Source organism: Lachnoanaerobaculum sp. ICM7, assembly GCF_000287675.1.
Taxonomy (GTDB): domain Bacteria; phylum Bacillota; class Clostridia; order Lachnospirales; family Lachnospiraceae; genus Lachnoanaerobaculum.
Map to the genome: position 1 here is coordinate 288,272 of NZ_ALJL01000016.1, position 22,149 is coordinate 310,420.

22 protein-coding genes are annotated in these 22,149 nt (G+C 36.0%); 1 reads left to right on the top strand and 21 read right to left on the bottom strand.

All coding sequences use genetic code 11. The features are described from left to right. Position 1: 1 nt before the first annotated feature. From HMPREF1140_RS04065 to HMPREF1140_RS04085, 6 genes are all read right to left on the bottom strand, one after another. Entirely contained in the window at positions 2-634 is a 633-nt protein-coding gene (locus HMPREF1140_RS04065) for an AAA family ATPase (protein ID WP_009662547.1), read from the bottom strand. Between the two features lie 22 nt (positions 635-656). Then, complete coding sequence (locus HMPREF1140_RS04070) at positions 657-1,454, bottom strand: ABC transporter ATP-binding protein (protein WP_009662574.1); 798 nt, start codon at positions 1,452-1,454, stop codon at positions 657-659. Between the two features lies 1 nt (position 1,455). Further along, entirely contained in the window at positions 1,456-2,307 is an 852-nt protein-coding gene (locus tag HMPREF1140_RS04075; RefSeq protein WP_432706862.1) for an ABC transporter permease, read from the bottom strand. Then, the gene (locus HMPREF1140_RS14115; protein ID WP_442852169.1) at positions 2,279-2,374 is read right to left on the bottom strand and encodes a hypothetical protein; all 96 of its coding nucleotides are present in this window, start codon (positions 2,372-2,374) and stop codon (positions 2,279-2,281) included. Before HMPREF1140_RS14115 ends, HMPREF1140_RS04075 begins: the two co-directional genes overlap by 29 nt. A 14-nt stretch (positions 2,375-2,388) precedes the next feature. Further along, complete coding sequence (locus HMPREF1140_RS04080) at positions 2,389-3,378, bottom strand: ABC transporter substrate-binding protein (RefSeq protein ID WP_009662451.1); 990 nt, start codon at positions 3,376-3,378, stop codon at positions 2,389-2,391. Positions 3,379-3,466: 88 nt separating this feature from the next. Then, complete coding sequence (locus HMPREF1140_RS04085; protein WP_009662401.1) at positions 3,467-4,333, bottom strand: patatin-like phospholipase family protein; 867 nt, start codon at positions 4,331-4,333, stop codon at positions 3,467-3,469. A 131-nt stretch (positions 4,334-4,464) separates the two neighbouring features. Here HMPREF1140_RS04085 and HMPREF1140_RS04090 point away from each other — a divergent pair, with 131 nt between their 5' ends. After that, complete coding sequence (locus tag HMPREF1140_RS04090; protein WP_009662587.1) at positions 4,465-4,983, top strand: COG2426 family protein; 519 nt, start codon at positions 4,465-4,467, stop codon at positions 4,981-4,983. Between the two features lie 46 nt (positions 4,984-5,029). Here the strand turns inward: HMPREF1140_RS04090 and HMPREF1140_RS04095 are convergent, their stop codons facing one another. The 15 genes from HMPREF1140_RS04095 to HMPREF1140_RS04165 all read right to left on the bottom strand — a co-directional run bounded on the left by HMPREF1140_RS04095 (position 5,030) and on the right by HMPREF1140_RS04165 (position 22,142). Beyond that, positions 5,030-6,634, bottom strand: a complete 1,605-nt coding sequence (locus HMPREF1140_RS04095; protein WP_009662520.1) for a potassium/proton antiporter — start codon at positions 6,632-6,634, stop codon at positions 5,030-5,032. Between the two features lie 2 nt (positions 6,635-6,636). Further along, on the bottom strand, positions 6,637-7,002 hold the full coding sequence (locus tag HMPREF1140_RS04100; protein ID WP_009662459.1) for a phosphoribosyl-AMP cyclohydrolase: 366 nt from the start codon (positions 7,000-7,002) through the stop codon (positions 6,637-6,639). A 37-nt stretch (positions 7,003-7,039) separates the two neighbouring features. Further along, on the bottom strand, positions 7,040-7,573 hold the full coding sequence (locus tag HMPREF1140_RS04105; protein ID WP_009662630.1) for a Holliday junction resolvase RecU: 534 nt from the start codon (positions 7,571-7,573) through the stop codon (positions 7,040-7,042). Beyond that, the gene (locus tag HMPREF1140_RS04110) at positions 7,545-8,567 is read right to left on the bottom strand and encodes an RluA family pseudouridine synthase (RefSeq protein WP_009662619.1); all 1,023 of its coding nucleotides are present in this window, start codon (positions 8,565-8,567) and stop codon (positions 7,545-7,547) included. The genes HMPREF1140_RS04105 and HMPREF1140_RS04110 overlap by 29 nt, the downstream gene beginning before the upstream one ends. After that, positions 8,567-9,106, bottom strand: coding sequence for a hypothetical protein (locus tag HMPREF1140_RS04115; protein ID WP_009662556.1), 540 nt, complete (start codon positions 9,104-9,106; stop codon positions 8,567-8,569). Before HMPREF1140_RS04115 ends, HMPREF1140_RS04110 begins: the two co-directional genes overlap by 1 nt. Then, positions 9,103-9,747 (bottom strand): HAD family hydrolase, encoded by a 645-nt coding sequence (locus tag HMPREF1140_RS04120; protein WP_009662469.1) that lies wholly within the window; start codon positions 9,745-9,747, stop codon positions 9,103-9,105. The genes HMPREF1140_RS04115 and HMPREF1140_RS04120 overlap by 4 nt, the downstream gene beginning before the upstream one ends. Continuing rightward, positions 9,744-12,902, bottom strand: a complete 3,159-nt coding sequence (locus HMPREF1140_RS04125; protein WP_009662639.1) for an AAA domain-containing protein — start codon at positions 12,900-12,902, stop codon at positions 9,744-9,746. The genes HMPREF1140_RS04120 and HMPREF1140_RS04125 overlap by 4 nt, the downstream gene beginning before the upstream one ends. Continuing rightward, positions 12,899-13,600, bottom strand: coding sequence for a pseudouridine synthase (locus tag HMPREF1140_RS04130; RefSeq protein ID WP_009662578.1), 702 nt, complete (start codon positions 13,598-13,600; stop codon positions 12,899-12,901). The genes HMPREF1140_RS04125 and HMPREF1140_RS04130 overlap by 4 nt, the downstream gene beginning before the upstream one ends. Next, complete coding sequence (locus HMPREF1140_RS04135) at positions 13,600-15,006, bottom strand: RsmB/NOP family class I SAM-dependent RNA methyltransferase (protein WP_009662551.1); 1,407 nt, start codon at positions 15,004-15,006, stop codon at positions 13,600-13,602. Before HMPREF1140_RS04135 ends, HMPREF1140_RS04130 begins: the two co-directional genes overlap by 1 nt. A 66-nt stretch (positions 15,007-15,072) precedes the next feature. Further along, positions 15,073-15,738, bottom strand: a complete 666-nt coding sequence (locus tag HMPREF1140_RS04140; RefSeq protein ID WP_009662408.1) for a hypothetical protein — start codon at positions 15,736-15,738, stop codon at positions 15,073-15,075. After that, the gene (coaD, locus tag HMPREF1140_RS04145; RefSeq protein ID WP_009662623.1) at positions 15,731-16,234 is read right to left on the bottom strand and encodes a pantetheine-phosphate adenylyltransferase; all 504 of its coding nucleotides are present in this window, start codon (positions 16,232-16,234) and stop codon (positions 15,731-15,733) included. Before coaD ends, HMPREF1140_RS04140 begins: the two co-directional genes overlap by 8 nt. Positions 16,235-16,236: 2 nt before the next feature. Continuing rightward, positions 16,237-16,791 carry a 16S rRNA (guanine(966)-N(2))-methyltransferase RsmD gene (gene rsmD / locus HMPREF1140_RS04150; RefSeq protein WP_009662692.1) on the bottom strand — a complete coding sequence of 185 codons (555 nt, stop codon included), beginning with the start codon at positions 16,789-16,791 and terminating at the stop codon, positions 16,237-16,239. A gap of 3 nt (positions 16,792-16,794) precedes the next feature. Further along, on the bottom strand, positions 16,795-18,354 hold the full coding sequence (locus HMPREF1140_RS04155) for a L,D-transpeptidase family protein (protein WP_009662457.1): 1,560 nt from the start codon (positions 18,352-18,354) through the stop codon (positions 16,795-16,797). Between the two features lie 10 nt (positions 18,355-18,364). Further along, a complete protein-coding gene (recG, locus tag HMPREF1140_RS04160) occupies positions 18,365-20,416 on the bottom strand; it encodes an ATP-dependent DNA helicase RecG (protein ID WP_009662515.1) in 2,052 nt (683 codons plus the stop codon). Between the two features lie 70 nt (positions 20,417-20,486). Next, positions 20,487-22,142: a DAK2 domain-containing protein gene (locus HMPREF1140_RS04165; protein ID WP_009662550.1), complete on the bottom strand. Its 1,656-nt coding sequence runs from the start codon at positions 22,140-22,142 to the stop codon at positions 20,487-20,489. Positions 22,143-22,149 lie beyond the last annotated feature (7 nt).

Sequence of the window (22,149 nt, forward strand, 5' to 3'; positions counted from 1 at the left end):
TCTACAACTTACCTCTGATTCTTAAGTACTCCAGTATCAAATCCACACCTTGTTCAAGTGTAATCTTTGATGTATTCAGCGGAAGATCGTAATGTGTCATATCGTCCCACTCCTCTCCGGTATAATACTTGTAATACTCTTTCCTGATTCTATTGTTTCTTTGCACTCTTCTAAGTGCTTCTTTTGCATCTACTCCGTCAACTTCCATTACTCTGTCAACTTTTTTTGAGAGATCGGCATATACGAAAAGTGAAACAAAGTCATCTTCTCCTGCTGAACTGAGTACGAAATCCGCACATCTACCTATAAGTATACAGGATTCGCTTGCTACCAGCTCTCTTATAACTTCGCTTTCAAATCTAAAAAGATTGTCAGGTGAAACAATATCGTCTCCTATGGACGGCTTATTATTTGCATTTTTTATTCCGCCTATTATTCTTTGTAAAATATTATGCCCCGGTTTCTCATCATTCATTCTGAAGTATTGTTCTGCTACAGCTGAATGTTCTGACGCCATTTTTATTATTTCATCATCGTAATACGGTATACCCAGTTTTTCTGAAAGCTGCTGTCCTATTATTCTTCCACCGCTTCCATATTCTCTGTTTATGGTGATAATAAGTTTCTTATCCATAATCCCCTCCTATTTGAATTTACTAATTAGCCAACATCATTCTGTCGTTGGCAAACTCACCGCCGCTTGCCTCTTCAAATTTTCTCAAAAGGTCTTCAACCTTAAGTTTCTTTTTTTCCTCACCGCTTACATCATAGATTACTCTGCCTGAATGCATCATTATAAGTCTGTTACCTATATTGAGAGCATCCTTCATATTATGAGTTACCATCATTGCGGTAAGATTTTGCTCAGCCACAATCTGCTTTGTAAGATCAAGAACAGTCTTTGCAGTCTGCGGGTCAAGTGCCGCTGTATGCTCATCTAAAAGCAATAGCTTAGGCTTTTTTAGAGTAGCCATCAAAAGTGTCAGCGCCTGTCTTTGTCCTCCTGATAAGAGTCCTACCTTTGATGTCATTCTGGTTTGAAGTCCAAGTCCAAGTTTTGCAAGTATTTCCTTGTAAAGCTCTTTCTCAGATTTTTTTATTCCCCAAGATAAACCTCTTTTTTCTCCTCTTCTAAAAGCAAGTGCGAGGTTTTCATCTATCTGCATTCCTGCACTGGTTCCCATCATAGGGTCCTGAAAAACTCTTCCGATATACTTTGCTCGCTTATGCTCCGGCATTCTTGATATATCCACACCGTCTATTATAATCTGACCGCCGTCAATAGGATATACACCTGCAATCATATTAAGCATTGTTGACTTACCTGCACCGTTTCCTCCGATTATTGTTACAAAATCTCCCGGATTTAACTTGAGTGATAATTTATTTAAAGCTTTCTTTTCATTTATTGTACCTATATTGAAGGTTTTACTGACATTTTTAATCTCTAACATCTTATTCTCCCTTCGGTGAATAGGCTCTTTTAGCCCTTATTTTTGCACTCATTACAGGTACGGCAAGCGCAAGTGCCACTATTATTGCAGAAAGCATCTTCATATCGTTAGCATCCATTCCAAGCTGTAATACAATACCTCTGATTACAAAGTACACTATAGAACCTACAACAGCTGCCGAAAGTTTCATCCAAAAAGATATTACTTTACCAAGTATTACCTCACCGATAACTATAGCTGCAAGTCCGATTACTATGGCTCCTGTTCCTGCATTAATATCGGCATACTTCTGGCTTTGTACTATAAGGCCTCCTGAAAGACCTATAAGTCCGTTGCTTATCACCAAGGCAAGAAGCTTTGCATGACCTGTATTTACTCCGAGAGCTCTGATCATAGCTTCATTATTTCCGGTTGCTCTGAGCGCGGAACCAAGCTCCGTACCGAAGAACCAGTATAGTATCATTATAATAAGTACAATAATAATTCCGCCGAGAATAACTCCGGCTACGGCATTACTCATACCTGTAGCATCTGTAAGCCATGAAAATATTGTATTTGTCTTTAAAAGCGGTATATTACTCTTTCCCATTACTCTAAGATTGATAGACCAAAGAGAAATCTGAGTAAGTATACCTGCAAGAATAGCCGGTATTTCAAATATTGTGTGTAATGCTCCTGTGATAAATCCTGCAATCATTCCGGCAAAAGTTGCAAAAAGAAGTGCAAGTAAAGGATTCATGTTGAAGTTTACAATCATGACCGCACATACACATCCGCCAAAAGCAAAACTTCCGTCTGCTGTCAAATCCGCTATATCCAGCAGTTTATAGGTAATATATACCCCAAGCACCATTACTCCCCAAAGTATTCCCTGAGCAACGGCACCTAACAGTGCTGTAAACATTTATACCTCCAAAAATTTATATTATATAAATTACTCCATTGAAATATTTGATGTGTCTATTCCAAGTTCCTTTGCAACCTCTTCATTTATTGTAAGTTTACATTTATCCTTTGACAAATAAGCTATAGGAATATCTGCAGGTGACTTTCCGTTTAAAATTTCAACCGCCTGCTCTCCTGCAAGCTTTCCAACCTCAAAGTAATCAATACCGTATGTAGCCAAAGCACCGTTTTCCACATGAGCCGCCTCTGCACCTATTATAGGAATCTTATGCTCTGTAGTGGCAATCATAGCTACTGTTGTCATACCTGCAGCTATAACATTATCTGTAGGTACATATATTGCATCTACCTTACCTACCATTGACTCAACCACTGTCTGAATCTCATTTGAGCTTGAAACTGTGTACTCGACTCCGGTAAGTCCCTTCTCTTTAAGGGCATCCATAGCCATTTGCGCCTGTAACTTGGAGTTTGCCTCAGCTGTACAATAGAGTATACCCACATTCTTTGCTTCAGGTAACAGTTTTGTTAAAAGCTCGATCTGATCTGCTACCGGTGTAAGGTCCGAACTTCCTGTAACATTTCCTCCCGGTGCGTCATTGCTCTCCACAAGTCCTGAAGCTGCAGGATCTGTTACCGCTGTTATAACTACCGGAATATCTGAAGTGGCTCCTGCTACCGCCTGTGCTGCCGGTGTAGCTATTGCAAGAATCAAATCCTTCTTATCATTTACAAGTTTGTTTGCTATAGTCTGTGCCGCCGACTGCTCACCGCCGGCATTTTGCTGCTCGATATCCACTTCAAGACCTGCTTCTTCAAGTGCCGCTACAAAACCTTCATTTGCTTTATCAAGTGCAGGGTGCTGTACATACTGCAAAACTCCTATTTTTTTTGCATCGGCACTTACTTCTGATGAAGAATCAGCCTTGCCGTTTGTATTATCCGCTTTTGATCCGCATGCCATAAGGCTTGCTCCAAGGAGCATTGCCATTGCTATTGTCAAAATATTTTTTTTCATAAACTTCCCTTCCATATAAATAAAACTTATTATGCAAGGAATTATACTATATATATTTTATCACGTCAATACCCTAAGACTTTAAACCTTAAAACTTTAAAGCAATAAAGTTCTTTATGTTCTCGATATTTTTTGATCCTACTTCATAGCCTTCATTATACAACTTTTCAAGTTTTACGCTACTGTGCTCAAGCCTTTGTACTGTAACCTTATTCTGCGGTCTGATAATTAAAAGCTTACCCTCTTTAGCCAGCTCTTCCATCTCTTCCTGCATATTATTGTATCTCTCAGGTACAGTCATTAATTTTTCAACCAGATTCGGCAGCGGCTTAAAGTATCTTTTATATATACTTTCATTTATCTTATTTACAGGCTTTTTCCTGTAACCCTCTTCTCTTGTAAGTACTACTATCGCTTTTGAATAACCGACATCAAATGCTCTTTTATATGCAATTGAGGTTGATATACCTCCGTCAAGATATTTCCTGCCTTCCACATCTATCATCTTTGACATTACAGGCATGGATGCCGAAGCTTTTACTGCCGATATAATATCGCTGCAATTATTTTTATCAAAAAATTTGCTCTCTCCGGTTATCACATCTGTAGCTACAACTTCATATTTTTTCGCCTTGTCATTAAATGATTCCCAATCAAAAATATCGTATTTATTTGAAATATCATCAAATAAGAAATCGAAGTTAAATATTTGTCTGGATTTGAACATGTTTTTATAACTTATATATCTCTTATCATGCAGGTATTTTAAATTGATTCTCTTTGATCTGCCTCTTTGTCTTGAAATATAGTTCATTCCGTTCATCGAGCCTGCTGAAACTCCGTTTACGTATTCAATATATACTTCATTATCAAGCAAAGCATCCAAAACACCGGCTGTAAACAGACCTCTTAAAGATCCGCCTTCCAGACACATTGCCCCTTTTAATAATTCCATCTTTCTACCTCCATATCTTAATATTAGCACCTTGATTGTAATTACTCAATCTGTTAAAATCTAAGTTATTCTGATTTTGGTAGAATATAACAATGAATTTTATAAAAACATATTAAAACGGAAGGTAATTTATGGCGGAAAAATTAGCGAAATCACTTATAGGAATGATGGGCGGACTGTTGTCTCTCAGCTTCGGAAAGCAATTGATAGTATTTATTATATCAATGCTTCCTATTTTGGAACTCAGAGGCGGTCTTATAGCGGCTTCTCTTCTAAAGCTTTCACCGGTTGAAAGTTATGTTATAGCAATTGTAGGGAATGCTATACCTATTCCTTTTTTACTGCTTTTGATTAACAAAATCTTAAGTGCTATGGAAAAATCCAGATTTAAGCTTTTTAATAAAATGCACTCATTCCTACATAAAAAGATTATGAAAAACAAAGACTCTATAGAAAAATATGGATTCTGGGGGCTTGTTATTTTTGTAGGTATACCTCTTCCCGGCACAGGTGCCTGGACAGGTGCAATAATAGCCGCATTCCTTGAGATGAACAGAAAGAAAGCCTTTCTTGCAATCTGCCTAGGTATGCTTATGGCAAGTATTATAATGATGATTATATCATTCGGCGTAATATCAAATGTTGTATAAAAAAGGGTCTGTTAAACGTAAATTCCTACGATTAACAGATCCCTTTTTATTGTATAGGTCCGTTGTTTAAAACCAAAGTGTCTCCCACATAAAGAGTTGTCTCACCGTTTGGAATAATAAAATCATCCCCTCTTATAATCAGCATTACAAGTGCATCAATTTCCCCTGAAAGCTCTGAAAGTGTGGTACCTTTTGAAAGTAATTTCTTAGTTAAAACAAGCTCGGTCATATTGTAATATTCTTCAAAGTCAATTGACTTTGCGGCAAGAACTATCGTGTCGCCACAACAAAGTACAGTTTGTCCGTTAGGTACTACATCCTCTCCCTCTCGCTTTATTAAAACCATCAATGTATCCGGTGGAAGGTTTAAATCACTTATACTTTTACCGCACCAGTTTTGATTTTCACTGACAGTAAGCTGAATAAATTCTATAGGTATCTCATCTCCACTGTAATCCGAGAAAGTTTTCATTACATCATAGCCTTCATCAATCATATCAATTTTCTTAGATATAAACGGAAGCAGGCTTCCCTGTAGCAGTATTGAAAATAATACTATAAAAAATACATTATTGAATATATCATAGTTTGCATTTGTATTTAATAATGCCGTAATTGCAAAAACTATTGAAGAAGCTCCTCTAAACCCCGACCATGACACCAGAAAAATTTGATTCCACGTTGCCTTAAAAGGTTTCATAATTATTGTAATAACAAGCGGTCTGACAACAAATGTTATAAAACATGCCAAAGCAAATCCTGTACCTGCAACAAATAAAAGTCTTGACGGATAGACTAAGAGTCCAAGAAGGAAAAATATAAGTATTTGCATAATACCCGTTATACCGTCAAAGAACGGAACCAAATCTTTCTTTCCTCTGATATCTGAATTTCCAAGGATAATACCTGTTATATATACACTCAAATATCCGTTTCCGCCGACCACAGTCGGTAATGAATATGAAAGCAGTGCAACGGCAATTACAAGCACCATATTAAATCCGGGTGTGTTTATAATGAATCTGTTTATCAAATATCTAAAAATAAAAGCAATTAAAACACCTGTCAATGCTCCCACAAAAAGCTGTAAAAACAGCATACTGAAAACACTTCCGACTGTTATACTTCCCGATATCATAGTCACTGCAATCATCGTAAGCATGTATGCAAAAGGATCGTTACTTCCGCTCTCCACTTCCAAAATAGATGCGGTATTATATTTCAGATTCAAATGTCTGTCTCGTAATATTGAGAATACACTTGCCGCATCCGTTGAAGAAATCACCGCACCTATAAGTACCGAGTTTATCCATGAAAATTTCAGAACCAGGTATGCAAACATTGCCACAAACATTGAAGTAAGCACTACTCCGACGCTTGACAAAAGTCCGGCCTTTAAAAGTACAGGCTTTGCCTCCTTTATATTTGTTCCGAATCCTCCGTAAAACATGATAAAAATAAGCGCGAATGAACATACGGTTTCCGCCTGTTTGAAATCATCAAATCTTATTTTAAATATGCCTTCAGACCCGAATACCATTCCAAGCAAAATAAATGCTAAAAGTACCGGCACGCCTATTTTACTTGTTATCAGATTCAGTACTATACAAAGTAAAATAATAAATGATACAATCAGCAAAATATGATTCATCATTATATTTCCTCTACCTCATTTGAAAAGCAGCTTTTTTTACTGTCGTCACATGCCGGACCCATAGGATAAACTTTTATTAAAAGTGCATTCCTTTCTCCGTTTAAAAACAGTTCTCTGACATATTGATAATTCCCGTATTTTTTCCCCTTTACTATAGCTCTCTTATGAGATTTTGAGTAATAAGTCAAGAGTCCTGTAGCAAGTGTTTTCTCCCATGCGGATTCGTCCATATATGTATACATAAGTACAGTATGATCTATATAATCCTGTACTATCACCGGAAGCAGACCTTCACTGTTTAATTCTAAATCCTTCCACTCAAAGTTTGTTTTTCCGTTATAAATTCTTGCATCTATCTGTTTCATTTATGTCTCCTTTATATCCAACTTTTTCAATCCTATTTTAAGATTCCTTACTGAGATATAAGCTAAGGCTCTCTAAATAATGCACTATAATATCACCTTTTTTAGGTATCAAATACTCCTCATCAAGCTCTTCATATTTAAAACTTTTTTTACCACCTGTATTCATCCTGTCAAAGAAAAATTTCAAATCCTTTAGCGGCAAATATATTATCTTATCAAGTGATTTAAAGAAAATAATAAGAAAAGCTATACCGCCCTGCTTCTCAAACTCCTCCATGAACTTAAACTGGTGCTCATGTACATTTGCAAGTGAAAAACTTGTGTTCGCACATTCTTTGGCATCAAAGCATACAGGTATTCCCTGAACAACTCCTATATAATCAACCGTAGACTTTTTCTCAAAATATGCCAGAGTGATATGCCTTGTACTTTTATCAATTTCTATCGGAGTAATCGGTGTAGGAATCTTTTGAATAAGGGCGAGTCCGCTTTCTCTGTACTTTTCATTTGAATAGTTGATATACTCTTCCAGTGCCGAGCCCCTAAGGCCTCTTGTTTTCCAAGTACCCATCTCCTATCACCTTTCTGAAATCATTATTATATGAAGCCTCAAAGCACTTTCCCTTTAAAGCTTTAAAAGTATCCGTATCTGAAATATCGCTGTTCGGATATACAAGCCTGAATGAATGTAAAAGCTGAGATTTTATACCATACTCTCTTTTAAACTTTTCATTCACCGATTTATCTCCGTATTTAAAATCCCCTATTATAGGATGTGATATTGAAGATAAATGTGCTCTAATCTGATGAGTTTTTCCGGTTATAAGCTTTACCAAAAGTAATGTAGCATCTTTAAAATAATCAAGTACCTCATACTCTGTTTGTATAAACTCCGCACCTTCAAAAGACTTCTCTTTTACAGTAACTTTATTGGTCTTTTCATCCTTATAAAGCCATGCATTAATACTCCCCGATTTTTCCACTCTGCCTTTTACCACAGCCAGATAATATTTGCTGACAGCCTTTGTTTTTATCAATTCATTATTTACTCTTAAGCCTTCCAAAGTCTTTCCGCATACCATAAGTCCTGAAGTGTTTCTGTCAAGTCTGTTGCATATTGAAGGCTTAAATGTATTTAACGCCTTAGAATCAAATTCAAGATAATCAAGCAAAAGATCGTTTACCGATATATCGTTTTCATATGCTTTTTGTGATAAAAGACCTGCAGGCTTATTTATTATAACAGTATTTTCATCTTCATATACTATATATGATTTAAAAGTTTCTGTACTTTTTTTATCGACTTTTGGATTTTTCTCTAAATCTTTTATATCTCCGGCCTTTTTTCCTGAAAGTTTTTCAAAACTTTCATCTGAAAACCAAAGCTTGATACTTGCCCCCGGCTCAAGCCTTTCCTTACCGTCAGCTTTTTTATCATTTAAAGTAATATTCTTTTTTCTAAGCATCTTAAAAATAAATCCGGTATTTGCATTTACAAATATTTTTTCCAAAACCCTGTCAAGCCTTTGTCCGCTTTCATTTTTTCCTACAATTATTTCAATCATTATACTGAAAGGCTTTTAAAGATAGCCCTTATCTCATCTAAATTTTTGTCATCCGCATCTTTACTTTGAACAAACTTTTTCATTTCATTAAAGCTGTCACAGATCTTCACACTAACCTTGATACCGCCTATTTTCATTCTTTCTTTGATAAATTCCTCTGTTTTTACCCTATTTGCCTTGTTTGAAAGAATCCCGAAGATTTTTTCTCCATCAATATATATTATATCAAGAGGCATTACCTGCTCATTCATTGTAAGGATTATATCAAATAAAAAATGCTTATCATCAAGATATTCCTTTATCTTATCATATTCAAAAGATTTATACTTAAACACCACCAGAAAAGGTGACAAAAGGTTTGCCATAGGAAGTACCATAAGTATGGATGAAACCAGAAGTATCCTTGAAATATCGGCATTCTTTGTGACCTTTGATGCTATAAAAAGCAAAAGTATAATAAAAACAAAAAATCCTATAATTATTCCGTTTTTTATTTTAAAGTACTTTCTGTATCCGTACTCGCCTTTTTTCTTTGTCATAGTAATTCTCTGTAGTCATCTATATAATAATCTGACAGTTCCTTTTTCCTTTCTCTGACATCTTTTGAGAAATCATCCTCTATAGCACATACCTTCATTCCGGCGGCTTTTCCGGCTATGACTCCTGCTACCACATCTTCAAATACCAGACATTTTTCCGGTTTAACTCCAAGAAGTTTGGCCGTTCTTAAATAAACATCAGGTGCGGGCTTCCCTTTTTTTACTTCATCCGATGTGGTAATAACCTCAAAATAATCTTTCATATTTAAGGAATTAAGTACCGCATCCACCATGTTTTTGTTATTGCTGGTTGCAATTCCCATTTTAATTCCTCTTGACTTTAAATGCTCCAAAAATCTTGTGCAACCGGGTTTTTCTTTCACTTCATACTTATATTTATTAAGTGCCATGTCTTCCCAGTCCTGACAGATTTTTTCCACACTGTCTTTTATACCGAACTTCTTTTTAAAATAAACCGCTGTTTCATGAAAGCTTATTCCGTCTATTTCATTTTTTAAATTATCATCATATTCAAATCCGAATCTTTCCAAATACTCGGCATCTATATCAGGCCACATCCACATGGAATCTACCAAAGTACCGTCTAGATCGAATATACATGCATCTATACCTTTTATCATAAACTACCTAAATCTGTATTCTCATCTATAAGCTCAGGATGTTCCTTACTGTAAGCTGTTATAACCTTATTCACTTTGCTTATCACTTCACTTCCCAAACTCATGTAAAGTTTTTTATCTCCTACTATATAAAATTCCTTCTTTGCTCTTGTAGCCGCCACATTCATCATATTGGCCTCGCCTACCGCCCAGCTTGCGGCACCCTTACTGTTTGTATCCGCTCCAAGTACCATAAATACTATCGGAGCTTCCTTTCCCTGGAAAGTATGTATGGTTCCTATATTTGTAGCTTTTCCGTTTTCTCTTCTGGTAAAGCCTATCTCATCAAGCTTTCTTGCCAGCCTATAAGCAACATTTTTAAAAGGTGATATTATATAAATAGTGTCACTCTCATTTTTATCCGTTATCTTAGGATTTGACTTTGCCATATCCTGTATCTTTTTTAGAAGGAATTCTCCCTGTTCCTCAACATACTTATCTACCGCCTTACCTTTTATATCATACCATCCGGTCTTTCCATAGCCCTCATTGCCCTGTACCATAAGGTTTTGATAAGATATCTCATTTGATATGGTAAACATAGGATATTTACAGCGCCTATGTACCCAAAGCGGAATACCTATCCAGGAATCCGCTTCCTCTTGCCCTTTTGTGTAAAAACCGTATTGACTTGCGGCATCCACCAAAGTCTGTACTGAAGCAGACTCAGACAAGTATTTTTCACTTACATTATAGCTTTTTGAAAGCAGTGCAAGTAGACCGCCGTCCAAAGTAAGTACAGGCTTTATCTGGAAAGGATCTCCCACAACCATAATATTCTTGCTTCTAAATATTGCACCCACCGCCGCCTGAGGTAGAGCCTGTCCCGCCTCATCTACAAATGTATGTCCCAGAACATTCTCATCAATATTTTTTAACATCCTTGAAAAACTGGCAAAAGTGGAGCTGATAACAGGAATAGTAAGATTTATCCAATTCCAGGAGATATTAATCAGTCTCTTATTTTCCATATATTTGTTTTGAGCTCTCCATATGCTTACAGCAGCCTTAATGTTTTTTCTGTTCTCATATAGAAACTGCTTTCTTACACCCAGAGCCGATACAAAAAGCTTAGACTGCTCCACTCTGTAGTTTTCATCAAACCATGGATTTGAGAGCTGAAGCTTTTCATAATCACTGCCAAAGTCAAGTCCCTTAGATATAATTGTATTATCAACACCAAATTCACTTATTATCTGAGTGTATTTTTCTTTTCTGCTATTTAAATTCTGCTTCCAAGCTTCATACTGAGTATTCTCATTATCTGCCGCATTCCTTTGAGTATCTATAGATTTTTTCAGATCATTTATTTTATTTTGAAGCTCATTTTCAAGCTTTCTGTAAGTCTCATCTTCATCAAATAAAGCCTGAAGTTTATTTTGCAAAACATTTATTTCATTTGTAAAGTTCTTATTTTTATCAGAATTAAAAAGTGATGAGAAAAATCCAGGCTTTTGACTCTGCTTTGCTTCAAAAAGCATTTTTTGATTTGCAATACTTCCTGCAAGTTCTTCTCTTTTTCTTTTAGTATTATCAAGTGAGCTTGAAGCCTCATTAAGACTTACAATTTTTTCCTTTACAGACTCTTCAGCTTGCTCCCTTAATACAGCAATCTTTTTTCTTCTCTCTTCATCATCACTTAATAAAGTATTCTCAATTTTATTAAGCTCGGACTTTGCATTATAATAAGCATCAAATTTATTCTGTAAGTTTTTTGCATCATTTCTAAGACTTAATACTTTTTTATATTGAGTTTTAAATTTATTATAAATTTCATCATCTGGCTCATACTCATTTTCAAGACAGTTTATTATACATTCAATCCTGTTGAGTATATTGGTCATATTGTCGGACTTACCGCCTTCAAGAGAAAAGGATCCCCAGAATTTTTCTTCACCGGTATCCTCAAGTATCAGTTCTTTTTTACTCTTTCCGTCTTCCTTAACCCAATTTTCTTTTACATTCTTGTTTGCAATCTCTTTAAAATAGTCTATAGCCTCAAGCTCAGGTAAAATATTTTCATCAATACCCTCTTTTAGAGGCAGTTCATTTACAATATTTTGCACCGCACCGTTATTTGAGCTTGCAACAACTATATTGTTTTTTGCAATACTTTCAGGAAGCTCACCTATTGAAGCTTTATCAAAATATCTTGTCAGTTCACTTCCTTTAACATACTTTTCAGACAATCCGCATATATCAAACGCCTGCTCTACGATAAGTTGTGCAAATATATCTTTTAAAAGTGTAGTCTTACCCGTCCCCGGAGGTCCGTTTACACTTCTCATTTGATTATTATCAAACCCTATAGTAAGATTTACAGCCACCTGCTGCATAAAAGAAAGCGCAAATTTTGTATTGCTTGGAAATCTTCCAAGAGGATAATTTTCAGGACTTAAAATCTTTTCAAACTCTGTCTTATTAAACCAAGAAGAATCTTTTTTGCTGTCCAAATTTTTTCTTCCGGTTGTTTTGCCATACAGGTAATCATTCAGATTTTTATTGTCTATTCTCTTAGCCTTTGTCAAATCGTCCACGAAAAATGAATGAAGATTTGTGGCGTCGGTTTCAATATTATTTAAAAACTGTACTCGACAGTTCTTTAACTCAATTCCGTATTTATTTAAAACGGTTTCAACAGCCTTATCAAATTTCTCAGGATTATCTTCACAGTTTTCAAATCTTTGTTTCAGTTCATCATTTAAATCCTCTTCAAACTTACGAAACTCCGACTCTGTAGGCACTTTTCTATAATATCTCATATATGCGCTTGCACTGAAAAACAAATTGTCGTCAATATAGCGCAAGGTTTTATCAAAATACAGTGCCATACTGAATTTATCACCGTAATTTATATCGCCTTCAGGCTTTGTTATTCCATATGTTTTCCTTAAGAAATCAACCACCTCTGTAAAAGCAAATATATCCAAATAAAATACCAAACCTGAATTCTTATATCTTCTGATGTTTTCTTTTTCAACTAATGAGTTAAAATAATCATAGTATTTTTTGTCGGTCAAATCATCAAGTCTAAGATTTTTTTTGTCTTTCAGACTTATATCTCCCTCAGAGAGATGTTCAACCATAATCCATGCATCTAAAATATTATTTTTCATCCCTTAAGCATCTCCATCTCAATCTCTGTTATTTTTCTGCTTTCCCCTTTTTTTAGTTTCAAATCGTCAAGTATAAGTCCTCCAAAGGCAACTCTTTTTAAATAAGTTACCTCCCCTCCTAAAGCTTTTACCATTCTCTTGACCTGATGAAACTTGCCCTCATGTATGGTAAGCAGCACCTCATCATCCGAGAGAATTTCAAGCTTTGCAGGTTTTGAGACTTCTCCGTCACCTATATCAAGTCCTTCGGCTGTACGCTCTATGGCATCAGATGCTAAAGCACCGTCAAATTTTGCATAGTATACCTTATCCACATGTGATGCAGGCGATACCAGTCTGTGATTTAGAGCTCCGTCATTTGTAAGTATTAAAATACCCTCAGTATCCAAATCAAGCCTTCCTACAGGTACAATATTTTTTCTTTTTGAGTCTATCAGCTCCATAACGGTCTTATGTACATTATCATTAGTAGCACATACATATCCTGCAGGCTTATAGAGAATAAATGTTTCAAACTCCTCTACTTCCACCTCTTTGCCTTCAAAGTATAATTTATCTTTTTCGCTGTTCAGTTTTTCCTCAGGCTTTTTTACTATATTGTCATTTATCCTTACCTTACCGGCTTTTACATATTTTTTTATTTCCTGACGGCTTCCAAAACCAAGTTCTGAAAGGATTTTATCTACTCTGACAATCATTACATCCATCTCCAACCTTGATAATACTTATTTTTACAGCTCTTTTTATTTTGCTTTACAAATCCCAGTGAAAATCCGTCTACACATACAAGTCTGATTCCCATATATTCGTCATCCGCTTCTATGGTTTCACCCTTTAAATACTTTATTACTCTTTCGTCCGTTGCGCTTAAGTTTAAAGGATTTTCCCATTCATCAAACTTTATATTCATTGCCAATGCCTGAAAAGGCTCAAATCTGTTCTTTTTTATCTCACCAAGCAGCAGTCCGGTTCTTATATAGTGTAAACTCTTATCTATCAAAGCATCCTTTGGAAGATAGTATACATAATCCTTATTTATAAAGATTCTCTCATAATCCCAGTCTCTTTTTATTTTCCCGAGAAACTCAAGCAACTCTTCCGGAAGCTTCGGTGATTTTCTTTTATTTTTATCTTTTATTTTACTTGTCTGAATTTCAAGGGTGCTCTCATCTTTTTTCAGTCTCGCTACAAAATGTCCTTCTCCCTTTATCTTATGTGGAAAAAGTCTTATCGTTCCCGGTAAGATTTTAGACTCCTCAAATCCGAAATCTGCATTTATTTTATCTATCTTAAAGTCAGGATGATTTTCTAAAAACTCCGATAAGCTTCCCTCATCTTCCACTTTAGAATATGTACATGTGGAATACACCAAAGTTCCGCCGGGTTTTAACATCTTTGCAGCCTCATTTAATATACTTACCTGTAATCCTGTAAAAAACTCCGGACCTCTTCCAAGATATGCTCTAAAAACTGCACTGTCACGCCTGAACATACCCTCACCTGAACATGGTGCATCAACTATTATCTTATCAAAATATTCAATATACACTTTTGAAAGATTCTTAGGATCTTCATTTGTTATCAAAACATTGTCAATTCCACTTACCTCAATATTCTTTTGAAGTGCTTTTACTCTGGAAGCCGAAAAATCATTTGATACCAATAATCCTTCACCTTGAAGATATGATGCAGCCTGTGTAGACTTTCCTCCGGGAGCGGCGCAAAGATCAAGTACCTTATCACCCGGTTTTATACCTGCCACCATTGCAGGTGTCATAGCTGAGGGTTCCTGTATATAATAAAGTCCTGCAAAATAATACGGATTTTTAGATATGCTTTTTATTTTTTCAATATTACTTAAAGAAGGTGTTGTTAATACTCCCTTTTCTTCTTCAAAGTAAAATCCCTCTTTAACCCATGGAATCTCTTTAAAATCTCTGTCAAGAATTTCTTTAAGCTTTTCCTTGGTAAGCTTTAATAAATTTGTTCTGATACCTACATAGGGTTTCTCATTCAAAGATTTGATATATGCATCATAATCTTCTTCTAAAAGTTCCTTCATGGCATCTACATAGGACTTCGGTAAATCCTTTTCCTGTATCATATATACCTCAATCTAAATCAATCTTATTACGCAAAAAAGGGCTTGTTGCAAGCAACAGCCCCATAATTATTCCTGTGTATTCTGATCTGCAGGAACAATACTGGTTGCCAGTTCCTGTCTGTTCTTATCGATCTCTCCTGTATAAAATTGCAATGAACTCAAATATTGATTGAATCTGTTCTGACTCTCAACCATTGTCCCCGAGATTATTCCCTGAAGACTTTGAAGCAACTCATCGGTATAAGATATAGCCGCCTGTCTGACACTATTGGCTTCATTTCTTGCGTCATATACAATATTGTTGGCTTCCATTCTTGCATATTCCAATATTTTATCGGATTCAGCATATGCAGTTTGCATAATTTGATTCTCATTTACAAGTTGTGACTTTAACTTATTTGCCTCATTCATTATGGCATCAGACTCTTTTCTTGCACTCAGAACAATTGCATCAGCCTTTCTCTTTGCATCCTCCCTTATGGAATTGCTTTGAATATTTGCATCGAGTATAAGCTTCTCAGCCCTGTTTTTTGCATCTGTTAAAATGCTGTCCTTATTGCTTATAACTTTTTGTGACTGTGTTACCTCCTCAGGTATTTCCTGTCTCAACTCGTTCAATAAGGCTATAAATTCCTCTTTATTTACCTTTATTATTGAATTGGACAGTGCAACGGTTTTACACCTCTCCACAAACTCTTCTATCTCAGTTATCACCTGTTCAATTCTACTCATAATCTCTCCTCAAACCTTTTTCAATCAGTCTTTTCGTTACCTTTTCTCTGATATGGTCTCTTACAAAATGACTGATATCTCCATTATATACAGCAATTTCCTTAACAATACTTGAACTCAGATATGAGTATTTCAAGCTTGAACTAAGAAAAACCGTTTCCAGATTCGGTGCAATTATTTTATTTGTCTGAGCCAATTGTAATTCATATTCAAAATCAGTTATTACTCTAAGTCCTCTAACCAATATATTACAATTTTGCTCGTGTGCAAAATCCACCAATAATCCTGCAAATTCTAAAACTTCCACATTTGACAAATGTCCTACTACACTTTTTATCATGTCCACTCTTTCAGCAGGCGTAAAAAGCGGATCTTTGGTGTTATTGATAAGTACTCCTACAATAAGCTTGTCAAACATCTTTGATGCTCTTTCAATAATATCAATATGTCCGTTAGTAATAGGATCAAAACTTCCCGGATAAATAGCTTTAGCCATAGTCACCCTCGCTTATGCATAAAAATATGTTTATTAGACTTATACTCTTTGACCTTATCTATATACCAAGCTTTTGATAAATGTGTGGTATCAGTCTTAAATTCTTCTTCAATTATAACCAATGTATGCTCATCAATCAATGTGGAATTTATTAAAATATCTAAACATTTATCCTCAAATCCCTTTTGATATGGTGGATCGATAAAAACAATATCAAATTTCTTTCCATGTGTTTTTATCTTTTCTAAATTTGCTTCAAAGCTTCCCTTCAGTATGGTAGCTTTATCTATCAGCTTTGTGTGCTCAAGATTTTCTCTTATGCACCTTATAGCCTCTCTGTCTATATCACAAAAATATGCTTCCTTTGCGCCCCTACTTAATGCCTCGATACCTATCCCGCCACTTCCTGCAAATAAGTCAAGGAATGTGGCGTTATAGAGTTCATTTGAAATCATATTAAATAATGTTTCTTTTATCTTATCGGTAGTAGGCCTTGTGGAAGTACCCTTTGGCGTTTTTAAAATAAGACTTCTTGCCGTTCCGGAAATTACTCTCATCTATTACTGTCCTATTTCAACTGCGGATTTGATTTCTCCTGCCTGTGTAGTGTCACCTATCGGCTCTACAGTCGCCTCTGTCGCACTGCTCTCACTTGAAGATGAAGACTCTGTGGTTTCAGGTGTTGCCACAGTAGGTGTCAAATTGTAGCAAAGTACAGGAAAACCGCTGTCAACATAATCGTATAATTGCCTTGCTATTGCAGGCGGAAGGTTTACACAACCGTGTGAACCTGAAGTCCTATATATCTGACCTCCGAAAGCCGATCTCCACGGTGCATCATGAAAACCGATACCTCCGTTAAAAGGCATCCAATAATCTACCGGAGTTGAATATCCTTCACCCTTTAAAGTTGCATTTCTGGTCTTATAAGTAAGAGGGAATGCGCCCGGAGGTGTAGTCCAGTTCTTTGCAACATTGCCCGATACAAAATCACTATCAAGTACCTTTGAACCGTTCTTTATTACAAACATATGCTGAGTTGTAAGGTTTACTTCAACATATGAATTTCCGTAATCATTCTCACCATGTGAAGCCGCTTTTCTTGAGAACTCGGGTTCTCTCTTTGTGGTCTCACCTGCCTCAATAAGAGATTTTATAGTTGCCTTTTCCTTTTCGGCATCAACTTTCCATCCGTATGAGCCTCCTGATATTGTTACGGTAGGGCCGTAAGATGTCTTCAATGTTTTCGGCTTACCTACAGTGTTATAAGCATTTGAAATTGTCTTTACAAATGATGCAACTCCCTCATCCGATATATTTACAGAACCGTCACTGTTTACAGTTAACCATTTATGTATAGTATCGCCGTTTAAAACATTCAGCTTATCATATGAGATTCTGGCAGATATATACTTGTTCAGATTTGTAAGTGCAAGATTAAGTGTAGGATCGTCCGATCTTTTTGCCGGCTTTTCATACAAGTCGTTTTCTTCATAGTCAAGATTTATATCATCGTTTAAAACAATGAGCTGACTCTTTATATACTCTTTTGCCTTCTTTACATCAAGCGTATTACCCTCAACTTCAGGTATGATGGAGTATCCCGAACCCTGAACAAAATCGGAAATTTTCGCATCTACAGGCGCAACAAATTTGGACTCGTCAAACGCTCTAAGCTTTGAAACTGTATCCTCAAACTTGTTGTCATCCACAGTAAATGAGGATTTGATTTTCAAGTCCTTTTCACCGCTCATATTTGCAATCCATGCCATACTGTTTTGCTGATGTAATAAATCCTCAAGTGAAGAGTCCTCAACAAAGGCAAGACCCACATCACTTCCCTTTATTATCTCATCATTATTATCTCTTGATCTTATTTTACTCTCAAAATTATCTATCTGCTTAGACATAACCTGTCTTACCTCATCAACAGTTTTCTCCGAAGCATCTATACCGTTTATTATTGTATGTGGGAAAAATTTTGTTCTGTAAGTGTTTGCTTTTACAGTATAGCAACCCGCTACAAATACAATTCCAAGTACCGCCACACCAAGTGCAAACTTGTTTCCCTTCTTCTCTTTTTTACCTCTTTTTCTTGGTTCTTTTTTATTCTCAGCCATACTACTCCTATTAAAGTGCTAACTTTTTATAATGTAAATCCATGTAGTTATTTATTTTGTTCTCAAGCTTTATACTCTCTTCTTCCCCTATATTCCCACTATGTATCATATCTACAGCATTTTTTGCCATTTCAAATATATCATTATCATTGTATATATCCGCAATTCCAAAATCGAGTTCACCGCTTTGTGCCAGACCGAAAAGCTCTCCCGGGCCTCTTAAAACCAGATCCCTTGATGCAATATAAAATCCGTCATTAGAATTTCCTATTATTTCCAGTCTCTTTTTTGCAATATTTGAATTTGAAGTTCTGACAAATATGGCATAAGATTGTAATTCGCTTCTCCCGACTCTTCCTCTAAGCTGATGTAGTGTCGCAAGTCCGAACCTTTCAGCATTTTCAATCATAATGACTGTCGCATTCGGTACATCCACACCTACTTCAATTACTGTTGTAGAAACTAAAATATCTGTTTCTTTATTTACATACCGAGACATTATATCATCTTTTTCTTTCTGTTGCAGTCTCCCATGTAAAACTTCTATCTTACAATTTTGTGAAAATTTATCTGCTATTTTCTTACTGTAGTCTATTACATTCTCTGCTTCTATATTCTCACTCTCTTCAACCATAGGACATATTATATATGCCTGATGTCCTTTACCTATTTCAAGTGATATATGCCTGTACGCTTTTTCCCTGTCATTTTCTGTAATTACAGCATTCTTTATAGGTAATCTGCCCACAGGTTTTGTTTCTATAGTCGAAATATCCAGATCTCCGTAAAGTATTATTGCAAGAGTTCTCGGTATCGGTGTAGCCGACATTACAAGTACATGAACATCCTCTCCTTTATCTGAAAGAGTTGTTCTTTGTCTTACTCCGAAGCGATGCTGCTCATCAGTTACTACCAGACCAAGATTTTTAAATTTTACATCTTCCACAAGTAAAGCATGTGTACCTACTACAATATCTATCTCACCGGCTTCTATCTTTTCATAGACTGCCAAATGTTCCTTTTTAGTCATAGAACCTGTCAGAATACCGATCTTAGGCGGATTCTTTAATTTCCCCAGGATATCTGACATGGATTTAAAATGCTGTTTTGCCAAAACTTCAGTAGGCACCATAACAACACCTTGAAATCCCGATTTTACAGCCATATATAGGCATATCAAAGCTACTACCGTCTTTCCCGAACCTACATCTCCCTGTATCAATCTATTTGTAACCACACCGCTTGACATATCATTTAAGATCTCCTCTATCACATTATTTTGTGAATCGGTTAACTTAAACGGCAGAGTGGACTTTATTTCTTCCAAATATTTGATTTCTTTTGATACTATATTCCTTGACTTGACTCTAAGCCTTTTATTTTTCAAAAGTTTCATTCCATATAAGAATCTAAAGAAATCATCAAATGCCAGCCTTTTTTTAGATTCAAAAAGACTTGACTTACTTATAGGATCATGAATATTTCTAACAGCTTTATTTCTGTCTTCCAAAGAAAACTCTTTAAGTATGCTCTCAGGTAAGTATTCTTCAAAATCCTTATCATCTATATATTCAAAAGCTGATTTTATCAGCTTCTCCATTAAATTATTATTAATACCGGCCGTAAGTGCATATATAGGCTTAAAACTGCCTATCTTTTTCTTGTATTCATCTATGGTATAAATTGTAGGATGCTCAAGTGTATTCTTGCTTCTTCTTGAGAATTTACCCACAAAAATATAGCTCTCCCCCTGCTTTAGAGTTGCTCTTAAGTAAGGTGAGTTATACCATATTACATCTAATACATCAATAAAGTCTGTAACTTTCGTTACGGCTATTTTTCTGTTTGGACCGGTAAGTGATATACTTTTAGTGATTGTAGCCTTTATAACTACTTCCTCATCCTTGTTTACTTCGGAAATTTTTGTAGGAGCTTTGTATTCCAAATATCTTATCGGATAATGTTTTAAAAGATCTTTGACAGTCTTTATATCAAGCTTTTCCAAATATTCTGCTGTTTTTGCTCCTACGCCCTTTATGTTTTTTACAGATATATCTATCAAGCCGACCTCCTTACAAAGTTTTAACTAGGTCGCCAAATCATATATTTGACAGACCTAGTTATTAAAAATCTTATTCTACAGATATGAAGTAGTAGTAAACAGGCTGTCCTCCAAAATGTAATTCAAACTCTACATTCTCGTATTTGCCAACCAATTCGTCGCATAACTTGTTAGCGTCCTCTTCACTTACTTCTTCACCATAGTAAAGGCATACCAATTCACTTGAATCATCAATCATATTTGCAAGTGCCTTATCTACAGCTGAATCAATACTCTTATCAACACCTATTATGCCGGTGTCTCCCAATGCCATCACATCATTTTCATGTATTTCAACATCGTCTATAGTGGTATTTCTCACCGCATAGGTTATCTGAGCCGACTTCACATTTGAAATCTCTTCGGTAGCATTCTCAAGGTTTTCCTCAGCGCTTCTGTCCTCTGAAAGACTTATCATTGCTGTGATTCCCTGAGGAATAGTCTTGGTAGGTATTACTACAACCTTCTTATCTTCCACTATTTTAGCCGCCTGCTCAGCCGCCAAAATAATGTTTTTATTATTCGGTAATATATATATAGTTTCAGCGTTCAAATGCTCTACCGCATTCAAGATGTCCTCAGTACTCGGATTCATTGTCTGACCGCCTTCAACAACCACATCAACTCCTATTTCTTTAAAAATTGATGTAAGGCCGCTTCCTGCACTTACGCTTATAACTCCCATTTTCTTTTTCTGCTTTTGAGATTCAAGGATCTGATCTACACCCTTGATAACTCTCTCTCTATGCTCTTCACGCATATTGTCAATCTTTAAATTGGTAAGCTCTCCAAAAGTCAATCCTCTTTGAATGGCAAGTCCCGGATCATTTGTATGCACATGAATCTTAACCACTTCATCATCAGCTACACATACAAGTGAATCACCTATTGAAGTAAGGAATTCTTTAAACTCCTCTTCATCCTTATCTGTAAATTCCTTATTTAAATTTACAATGAACTCTGTACAATATCCGAACTTGATATCTGAAGTATCGATATCCTCTCTTGCGGCACCGTTTGCACCACCTTCAGACTTTGTTGAAAGTACCACATCGCCAAGCTCTATCACATTTCCCTTAAGACCTTCAAGTATACCGTGAAGTATAACCATAAGTCCCTGACCGCCTGAGTCTACCACTCCGGCTTTCTTAAGTACAGGCAACATCTCAGGTGTTTTCTTTAAAGTCTCATCACCATATGCCAATACAGCTTCCAAAAATGCGATAATATCATCATATTCATCATGTATTTCAAGAGCCTTTTCACCCATTGCTCTTGCAACTGTCAGTATTGTACCCTCTTTCGGCTTCATTACAGCCTTATATGCAGTCTCACTCGCCTTATCAAATGCAAGTGCAATTTCAAACACATCTACAACAGGGGATTCCTTTAATATCTTGGCTGCACCTCTAAAAAGCTGAGAAAGTATAACACCTGAGTTTCCTCTGGCACCACGCAATGATCCCTGCGCTATTGCCTTACACATAGATGCAATGTCATCGCCTTCTTCAGCTGCCAATGTCTTTGCTGCCGACATTATTGTCATTGTCATATTTGTACCGGTATCTCCGTCAGGAACCGGGAACACATTCAGTTCATTTATCCATTCTTTTTTTGCTTCTAAGCTTTTTGCTCCTGTTATAAAAGCACTCTTTAGTGATTGTGCATCAATCTGCTCTAGACTCACAAAAAAT

Bases quoted from the DNA above. Each gene is read 5' to 3' on its own strand.
- coaD (WP_009662623.1), bottom strand. From the start codon at position 16,234: ATGGCTAAAGCTATTTATCCGGGAAGTTTTGATCCTATTACTAACGGA.
- HMPREF1140_RS04115 (WP_009662556.1), bottom strand. From the start codon at position 9,106: ATGACAAAGAAAAAAGGCGAGTACGGATACAGAAAGTACTTTAAAATA.
- HMPREF1140_RS04125 (WP_009662639.1), bottom strand. From the start codon at position 12,902: ATGAAAAATAATATTTTAGATGCATGGATTATGGTTGAACATCTCTCT.
- HMPREF1140_RS04090 (WP_009662587.1), top strand. From the start codon at position 4,465: ATGGCGGAAAAATTAGCGAAATCACTTATAGGAATGATGGGCGGACTG.
- HMPREF1140_RS04105 (WP_009662630.1), bottom strand. From the start codon at position 7,573: ATGGGTACTTGGAAAACAAGAGGCCTTAGGGGCTCGGCACTGGAAGAG.
- HMPREF1140_RS04110 (WP_009662619.1), bottom strand. From the start codon at position 8,567: ATGATTGAAATAATTGTAGGAAAAAATGAAAGCGGACAAAGGCTTGAC.
- HMPREF1140_RS04140 (WP_009662408.1), bottom strand. From the start codon at position 15,738: ATGAGTAGAATTGAACAGGTGATAACTGAGATAGAAGAGTTTGTGGAG.
- HMPREF1140_RS04075 (WP_432706862.1), bottom strand. From the start codon at position 2,307: ATGGTGCTTGGGGTATATATTACCTATAAACTGCTGGATATAGCGGAT.
- HMPREF1140_RS04095 (WP_009662520.1), bottom strand. From the start codon at position 6,634: ATGAATCATATTTTGCTGATTGTATCATTTATTATTTTACTTTGTATA.
- HMPREF1140_RS04065 (WP_009662547.1), bottom strand. From the start codon at position 634: ATGGATAAGAAACTTATTATCACCATAAACAGAGAATATGGAAGCGGT.
- HMPREF1140_RS04120 (WP_009662469.1), bottom strand. From the start codon at position 9,747: ATGATAAAAGGTATAGATGCATGTATATTCGATCTAGACGGTACTTTG.
- HMPREF1140_RS04130 (WP_009662578.1), bottom strand. From the start codon at position 13,600: ATGATTGTCAGAGTAGATAAAATCCTTTCAGAACTTGGTTTTGGAAGC.
- HMPREF1140_RS04070 (WP_009662574.1), bottom strand. From the start codon at position 1,454: ATGTTAGAGATTAAAAATGTCAGTAAAACCTTCAATATAGGTACAATA.
- HMPREF1140_RS04135 (WP_009662551.1), bottom strand. From the start codon at position 15,006: ATGATACAGGAAAAGGATTTACCGAAGTCCTATGTAGATGCCATGAAG.
- HMPREF1140_RS04100 (WP_009662459.1), bottom strand. From the start codon at position 7,002: ATGAAACAGATAGATGCAAGAATTTATAACGGAAAAACAAACTTTGAG.
- rsmD (WP_009662692.1), bottom strand. From the start codon at position 16,791: ATGAGAGTAATTTCCGGAACGGCAAGAAGTCTTATTTTAAAAACGCCA.
- HMPREF1140_RS04080 (WP_009662451.1), bottom strand. From the start codon at position 3,378: ATGAAAAAAAATATTTTGACAATAGCAATGGCAATGCTCCTTGGAGCA.
- HMPREF1140_RS04155 (WP_009662457.1), bottom strand. From the start codon at position 18,354: ATGGCTGAGAATAAAAAAGAACCAAGAAAAAGAGGTAAAAAAGAGAAG.
- HMPREF1140_RS04085 (WP_009662401.1), bottom strand. From the start codon at position 4,333: ATGGAATTATTAAAAGGGGCAATGTGTCTGGAAGGCGGATCTTTAAGA.